General features: G+C 35.3%; 7 protein-coding genes. All 7 read left to right on the forward strand.

Going from position 1 to position 8,437, the window contains the following annotated elements; translation table 11 throughout:
* On the forward strand, positions 1-2,064 hold a 2,064-nt coding region (locus tag P8M54_RS09905), incomplete at its 5' end, for an efflux RND transporter permease subunit (RefSeq protein ID WP_300287662.1).
* 10 nt (positions 2,065-2,074) lie between these two features.
* On the forward strand, positions 2,075-3,193 hold the full coding sequence (locus P8M54_RS09910; RefSeq protein WP_300287663.1) for an efflux RND transporter periplasmic adaptor subunit: 1,119 nt from the start codon (positions 2,075-2,077) through the stop codon (positions 3,191-3,193).
* 92 nt (positions 3,194-3,285) lie between these two features.
* Positions 3,286-4,011, forward strand: coding sequence for a VIT family protein (locus tag P8M54_RS09915; protein WP_300287664.1), 726 nt, complete (start codon positions 3,286-3,288; stop codon positions 4,009-4,011).
* A 24-nt stretch (positions 4,012-4,035) separates the two neighbouring features.
* Complete coding sequence (locus P8M54_RS09920) at positions 4,036-4,524, forward strand: hypothetical protein (RefSeq protein ID WP_300287665.1); 489 nt, start codon at positions 4,036-4,038, stop codon at positions 4,522-4,524.
* Positions 4,525-4,803: 279 nt separating this feature from the next.
* On the forward strand, positions 4,804-5,661 hold the full coding sequence (gene hisG / locus P8M54_RS09925) for an ATP phosphoribosyltransferase (protein ID WP_300287667.1): 858 nt from the start codon (positions 4,804-4,806) through the stop codon (positions 5,659-5,661).
* A 114-nt stretch (positions 5,662-5,775) separates the two neighbouring features.
* Positions 5,776-7,059, forward strand: coding sequence for a histidinol dehydrogenase (gene hisD, locus P8M54_RS09930; protein WP_300287668.1), 1,284 nt, complete (start codon positions 5,776-5,778; stop codon positions 7,057-7,059).
* A gap of 173 nt (positions 7,060-7,232) precedes the next feature.
* Positions 7,233-8,282, forward strand: a complete 1,050-nt coding sequence (gene hisC, locus P8M54_RS09935) for a histidinol-phosphate transaminase (RefSeq protein WP_300287669.1) — start codon at positions 7,233-7,235, stop codon at positions 8,280-8,282.
* Positions 8,283-8,437: the final 155 nt, after the last annotated feature.

The following is an 8,437-nucleotide window of genomic DNA, read 5'->3' on the forward strand; positions in this document are numbered from 1 at the left end:
GGTTTTGCTGGTAAAACAGTCGGTAATGTGTTTGAAGGCGAGAAACGTTTTGATATGGTGATTCGTTTAGATCAAGCCAACAGAAAAAGTATCAATGACTTAAAAGACCTTTATGTCACAGCACCATCAGGAGAGCAAGTACCCTTGCAAGAATTAGCAAATATTGATTATACGGAAGGTCCTGCTAAAATTTCAAGAGACAATACCAACCGCAGAATTGTGGTAGGTATTAATGTTCGAAATCGTGATTTGCAAAGCGTAGTTACCGATATTCAAAAAATTGTAGCTACACAAGTCAAATTACCTATGGGATATTATGTGCAATATGGTGGTCAGTTTGAAAACTTACAAAGCGCAAAAGCCAGATTGATGGTTGCCGTACCTATTGCATTATTTTTAATATTTATCTTATTGTTTTTTGCGTTTGGTTCCGTTAAAGAAGCTTTGATGGTGTATTCCGCCATTCCATTATCTGCAGTTGGTGGAGTACTGTTTTTATGGATTAGAGGATTGCCTTTTAGTATTTCAGCAGGTGTTGGTTTTATTGCCCTTTTTGGGATTGCTGTGCTAAACGGAATTGTATTAATTGAACATTTTAAAGAATTGAAACACCAAGGAATGAAAAATATTGACGAACTAATTTTAAAAGGAACGACTGATAGATTGCGTCCGGTATTATTAACCGCGGCGGCTGCAGCATTAGGTTTTTTGCCAATGGCTATTTCATCATCGGCAGGAGCAGAGGTGCAACGCCCGCTAGCGACTGTGGTAATTGGAGGTTTGTTTACTGCTACTGTTTTAACGATGATTGTATTGCCTATTTTATTCAAGTTATTCGATCAAAAGGAATTTAAGAAACCCAAATTTAAAAAACACACTAGCACTAGTTTAGTTATTTTGTTGTTTTTATCAACCTCTTTTGCTTTTGCACAAAACAATCAGTCAGAACTTGATAGTCTCATTGTAAAGGGTATTAGCAATAACAAAGGATTAAAGTCTTATCAATTGCAAGTGGAGAAGTACAAAGCCAATATTAACAGTGCATTTTCTTTCGATAAAACAAATATTTATTACAATTATGATCAAAATAATGTGGCGTACAACAACGAACCCTTAAAAGTATTTGGTGTACAACAACGCTTTGAATTCCCTACGGTTTATGGTGCTCGAAAGAAAGTAAATACAACCGAATTCGAAAAGGAAAAAGCTAGTTTTGAGATTCAGAAAAACAAACTTTCATTAGCTATTGCAAAAGGATATCACCAAATAGTGTACCTGCAACATCAAGAGAAATTGTATGTGTACTTGGATAGTTTGTATCATACTTTCTCTAAAGCAAGTGACAGACGTTTTGAATTAGGGGAGACCAATTACCTAGAAAAAATCACTGCAGAATCTAAATTCAGGCAAATAAAAACGAAGCTGTCGCAAATAGGGAATGAGAAGCAATTAGAGTACAGCGCACTGCAAAATCTAGTTCAAACGGATGATAAAATTGTAATCAATAGTAACAAAGTTGTTCCATTGCAATTTTTAAGTAATGATGCAAGTAAAAAAGTTTACACCGCTTATTTAGAAATGGTTAGTAAAAATTATGAAAGCCAAATTGAATTACAAAAACAAAGTTGGTTACCTGATTTGCACTTTGATGTTTTTAGAGGTTCGAATAAAGGAATTTCACAATCTTTAAATGGTTTTCAAGTGGGCATAGCAGTTCCTATTTTGTATACCGCTACGGTTTCTAAATCGAAAGTGGCGCAACTCGAATTGCAAAGTTGGGAGCAACAGAAGCAGAATGAAAATCAAAAAATGGAAAGTTATTTGAATCAGAAAAAGGAAGAGTTAGCCAAATATCAGGAAGCGATTAACTACTATAATCAATATGGAAAAAAGCTGTCTGACGAAATAATTAAAGTTGGAAGCATGAGTTATAAGCACGGCGAGATTGACTTTTTTCAATACATTCAAAGTTTAGAAAACGCAACCATCATACAAATAGATTATTTAGATAATGTACTTCAATTTAACAAAACACAATTAGACATTCGATACTTAAATTACTAAAACGTCAAAAATGAAAAAAATACTATACATATTCACTCTTTCGATGATTTTTGTGTCTTGCAAAGAAGAAAAAAAGGAAGAAGTGTCAACTAAAAATACCGATTTTATAACGGTTACAACAGCACAATTTAAATCTGGTGCAATGGCAATCGCTGAGCCTATGGAACAAGATTTTGATGTAACGGTTAAAACTTCTGGAAAAGTAGATGTTCCACCTCAAAACAGAGCGCAAACCACCTCTTTTATTGGCGGCTATGTGAAATCAACATCGCTATTGGTTGGTGACAAAGTAACTAAAGGGCAAGCTTTGTTAACTTTAGAAAATACAGAATTCTTAGATATTCAAAAAGAATATTTGGATGTTGCAGAACAAATTAAGTATCTAAAGTCCGAATATGAGCGTCAGAAAACACTATTTGATGAAAAAATAACTTCACAAAAAAATTATTTAAAAGCGGAGAGTGATTACCGCAGAGCCAAAGGAATGTATCAAAGTTTACGTGCGAAGCTAGTGATGCTTAATATTAGTCCTTCCAATGTTGAAAAAGGGAAATTAACCTCGGTTATTACCATTTATGCACCAATAGCTGGAGATATTGTGGTCATGAATGCTAATGTAGGTACGCATGTTGCTCCATCGGATGTGATCTTGGATATCATTCAAACCTCTCATTTACACTTGGAATTAAATGTCTTTGAAAAAGATATTTTGAAAGTAAAAGAAGGACAAGTGGTTAAGTTTACCGTTCCTGAAGCATCAAAAGAAACTTTTAATGCCGAAGTGCATTTGGTTGGAAAATCAATTGAAGGTAATGATAGAACGATCAATGTACATGCTCATTTAGAAGAAAAAATGACTCAAAAATTAATCACAGGAATGTTTGTTGAAGCCAATATTATAGTTGATTCTAAAAAAAGTCTGGCTGTACCAATTGAAGCTTTAATTACTGAAAATACCAAAAAGTACGTACTTTTATTAAAAGAAAACAAAGACAATACGTACTACTTCAAAAAAGTAGCAGTGAGCACTGGTGAACAATCAGAGAAGTATGTAGCAATTACTGCAAACGATCAAATTAATAGCAAGTCTAAGATACTCGTTAAAGGTGTTTTTGATGTAGCCAATTAATTAGAGGGTAGTTTTGTTAAATTTAAAAGACAGAAACCGAAATCCAGATTAAAAAAAAGATTTCAAAAAGACCATAAAGTAATTCGAATGACATGACAGACGACAACAGTACCCCAACGCTAACAATTGATAATTATTTAGATAATCATTATATTCATCGTAGCAACTGGCTTAGAGCAGCAGTACTTGGAGCAAATGACGGTATTATTTCTATTTCGAGTCTGGCAATTGGGATAGCCGCAGCTAGTACTAGCAGAGAGCCAAGCATCTTGGCAACCGTTGCTGGACTGGTTGCGGGTGCTTTATCCATGGCCGCAGGTGAGTTTGTTTCTTTAAGCTCTCAAACTGATTCTGAAATGGCAGACATTGAGCGAGAAAAAGTAGAAATTAGAGAAATGCCTGAGGAAGAATTACATATCTTAGCGCAAATTTATGAAAAGCGAGGGCTTAAAAAAGAAACGGCAATGCAAGTGGCGCTTGAACTTACAGAAAAAGATGCATTAGCCGCACATATAAGAGACGAATTAGGTATTAATGAAATCAGTCAAGCAAATCCAATTCAAGCAGCATTAGCCTCAGGAGCTTCCTTTACTATTGGTGGTGTTTTACCGCTTTTAGTGGTTCTTTTTGCACCAGTAAAAGGCATGGAGTATTGGCTGTATGCATCTACGATTTTGTTTCTTATTCTGTTAGGTGCTATGTCAGCAAAAACAGGCGGATCAAGCATCTCCAAAGCAATTTTGAGAATTACAATTTGGGGTACAATTGCCATGGGGCTTTCGGCATGGGTAGGTTATTTATTTGGTGTAAAAGTATAAACAAACAAATTTAAAATAGTAATTATGAACGAAGCGCATTGGCACTTAGTAGTTAACCATTTCCCTGTTATAGGGACAATTTTTGGAGTAGGAATTTTAATAGCAGGCTTGGTTTTAAAAAGTAATGCAATTAAAAATACGGCATATGTCTTGTTTATAGTGGCAGCTGCTTTTGCGTTTGTGAGCATGTACACAGGAGAAGGTGCAGAGGAAATGGTCGAGGATATGCCAAATATAGGACATCATGTTATTCATGAACACGAAGAGCTTGCTGAGAAACTAGCAATAGCATTATATGCGTTGGCGTTTTTTAGTGTAGTCTCATTGTACACGGCTTTAAAAAATCATAAGTTTGCAAAACTAGTATCTTATATCACTTTAGTTCTAGCAATAGGAGCAGCTGTTTTAGGATCTTTCGTAGGGACTTCAGGAGGTGAAATACGTCATACAGAAATAAGAGAGAATATCTTGCAAACTACAACTGATAGCGATTTCAAAAAGGAAGAAAAGTAAATCTCGAAGGTAGATAAGTTTTATTTAACAAAAATCTAACTTTAAGTTAAAGTAAAAATTGTTTTATAATAAAAAAAGTATCTATATTTGCAATCGATAAATAAAACAAGTCATGTTTACAAACAAATTACATCATCATCATTTTCATTATTGCTCTCAAGCGATGTGTTAATGGTATGCATGTAAATCATCATATTTAAAAACCCGTTTGAGTACATCAAACGGGTTTTTTATTGAACCTAACTGTACTCAGACCTAACTATTCTAAAAATTATTACAATGAGTACATTAAATATTGCAATTCAAAAATCAGGACGTTTAAACGAAGACAGTATCCAAATACTAAAAGACTGCGGAATCTCTATCAACAACGGTATCGATCAGTTAAAAGCTGAAGCGTCTAACTTTCCTCTTGAAGTTTTATACCTTAGAAATTCAGATATTCCTCAATACTTAATCGATGGTGTAGTAGATATCGCTATAGTTGGTGATAATCTATTAGTCGAAAAAGGAAAAGGAATTCAAGTAGTTCAAAAACTAGGTTTTTCTAAATGCAAAGTATCGGTTGCTGTCCCTAAAACATTCGAATACAATTCAATCCAAGACCTAGAAGGAATGCGTATCGCTACTTCTTACCCAAACACAGTTATCGAATATTTCAACTCATTTGGAGTAAATGTTGACATTCACCAAATTTCAGGTTCGGTAGAAATCGCTCCAAATATTGGTCTTGCCGATGCAATTGTAGATATCGTTTCTAGCGGAAGTACGTTGTTTAAAAACAATTTGAAAGAAGTTGAGATTATCTACAAAAGTGAAGCAGTACTTGCGGTTTCACCAAAAGTAACTCCAGATGTTCAAAAATTGATTGACACTTTAAAATTCAGAATCGAATCTGTTTTAAGAGCACGTAGATCAAAATACATTTTGATGAACGTACCAAATGACAAAATTGAAGAAGTGGGTAAAATTCTGCCAGTATTACGTAGTTTAACCGTATTGCCACTAGCGCAAGAAGGATGGAGCAGCGTACACTCTGTTATCGATAAAGATACCTTTTGGGATGTAATAGATCAGTTAAAAGATGCCGGTGCCGAAGGGATTTTGATCTGCCCAATTGAAAAAATGGTACTGTAGCCCCCTAACCCCCGAAGGGGGAACTAGTAACTATAGACTGAAATATGTAACTACAATAAAAATACAGGTTACCTCTCCTGTAACAATTCCCCCTTTGGGGGCTAGGGGGCTAATATGAACAAAATATACAACCCAAAACCGGAAACTTGGTCTGCAATTTTAGAGCGACCTACAAAAACGGTGAATGATATAGAGCAGACTGTAAAAGAAATTTTTAAGGAGGTTCAAAAGAAAGGAGATGCTGCTGTCGCAAAATATACTGCCTTGTTCGATGGTGGTGCTCCAAAGGAAATTGCGGTTTCAGCAATTGAAATAATGGAAGCGATTGCTACTATTCCAACTGAGTTAAAGGAAGCTATTCAGTTAGCGAAAAGTAATATTGAAAAGTTTCACTTGGCTCAGAAGACACCTAAAGTAGCTGTTGAAACAGTAGAAGGTGTTGCTTGCTGGCAAGAAAAAAGACCGATTCAAAAAGTGGGTTTATATATTCCTGGCGGAACAGCTCCTTTGTTTTCAACAGTATTAATGTTGGCTGTTCCTGCAAATATTGCAGGTTGCAAAGAAATAGTGTTGTGCTCACCACCAGATAAAAACGGAAAAATTAATCCTGCAATTTTATACGCAGCCAATTTATGTGGCGTAACTAAAATTCTGAAAGTAGGAGGAATTCAAGCGATTGCTGGACTTACTTTTGGAACAGAAACCATTTCAAAAGTGTACAAGATTTTTGGACCTGGAAACCAATATGTAACCGTGGCTAAGCAATTAGCAACCCAATTTGGAGTTGCGATTGATATGCCTGCTGGACCATCGGAACTTTTAGTGGTAGCTGATGATACTGCTGTTCCTGCTTTTGTAGCCTCTGATTTACTTTCTCAAGCGGAGCATGGTATTGACAGTCAAGTTATTTTGGTAGCAACGTCTAGAGATCTGATTGATGCTGTAGAAATTGAAATTGAAAATCAATTGAAAGATCTGCCACGCAAAGAAATTGCCGAAAAAGCGATTGCTAATTCAAAATTAATCTTTGTTGAAAACGATGCAATCGCCTTAGATCTAATTGATGAATATGGACCAGAGCACTTTATAGTGTGCGTGGCTGATGAAGATTTTTACGTAGACAATATAGGAAATGCAGGCTCTGTTTTTATTGGAAATTATACTCCTGAGAGCGCGGGTGATTATGCTTCAGGGACTAATCATACGTTACCAACCAATGGCTATGCTAAAAACTATAGTGGTGTCAACTTAGATAGTTTTATGAAAGCAATGACTTTCCAAAAGATTTCTGAAAAGGGAATTCAAAATATTGGTTCTGCAATTGAACTTATGGCTGAAGCAGAAGGCTTGCAAGCACACAAAAATGCAGCAACATTAAGATTAAAGAGTTTAGAATAAGTCAGAAGAGAAAAGAGGCAAGAAACAAGAGGCAAGAAACAAGATGCGAGAAACAAGAGGCAAGAAGCAAGAAACAAGATGCGAGAAACAAGATATTAGAGAAGTAGACACAATATAAAAGTTTTTTCTCTTGACTCTTGAATCTGATTTTTCCCCTCTAAAAACATAAGAAAATGGAAAATTTCGATATAAATAAAATAGTTCGCGAGAACGTTAAAACCATGAAACCGTATTCATCAGCTCGTGATGAATTTAAGGATTTTGATGTGGCTCAAATGATTTTTTTGGATGCCAATGAAAATCCGTACGAAAATGGCGTAAACCGTTATCCTGATCCAAAGCAAAGCAGTGTTAAATCCGTTTTAGCGAAGCAAAGAAATCTTAAAGCGAATCAAGTTTTGTTAGGAAACGGAAGCGATGAAGTATTGGATTTACTATTTAGAGCTTTTTGCGAACCTAAAGTTGATAACGTAATTACTTTACCGCCAACATACGGAATGTATGGTGTTTTGGCTAACATTAATGCCGTAGAAAATAGAGAAGTTTTACTATCTCAAGATTTTCAGCCTGAGATCGATAAAATCCTGGCTGCGGTTGATGCCAATACAAAAATGCTATTTTTATGTTCGCCTAATAATCCCACAGGGAATTCATTTGATGATGAAAGCATAGTAACCTTGCTGAAGAATTTCAAAGGATTAGTCGTTATTGATGAAGCCTATATTGATTTCTCAAAAAAGCCAAGTTGGTTGAACGAATTAGATGAATATCCAAATTTAGTGATTACACAAACGTTGTCAAAAGCGTATGGTTTGGCTGGAATTCGTTTGGGAATTTGTTACGCTTCTGCAGCAATTATTGCGGTTTTAAACAAAATAAAGCCACCATACAATGTGAATGAGTTGACACAACAAAGAGCATTAGAAAGACTGGCTGACAAAGAAAAAATACAATTAGAAATAGACTCTATTGTAATACAAAGAGATGATTTACTTAAAGTTTTAAATGAAGTAGCATTTGTATCGAAAATTTATTCAACAGAAGCAAATTTTGTTTTAATAAAAGTGGATGATGCAAATAAAAGATACAATGAATTAATTCAAAAAGGAATCGTGATTCGGAACCGAACAACGCAGCCATTGTGTGAAAACACCTTGCGCTTAACAATAGGTACAGCAGATGAAAATAAGATTTTAATGGAAGCCTTAAAAGCAATTGGCTAATTAGGAATAGAATTAAATTCATAATTTTATCGCCAAACGTTTTGCGTTAGGGATAGTAGTGGAGCTCTTTTTAGGACGGAGGAACGAAGGCCTAAAAAAGCGGGAACGAATAGCCCGACCCGCAGGGTCACGACCAAATAAGAATATAAATTATA

Source organism: Flavobacterium sp. (assembly GCF_029242675.1).
Classification (GTDB): domain Bacteria; phylum Bacteroidota; class Bacteroidia; order Flavobacteriales; family Flavobacteriaceae; genus Flavobacterium.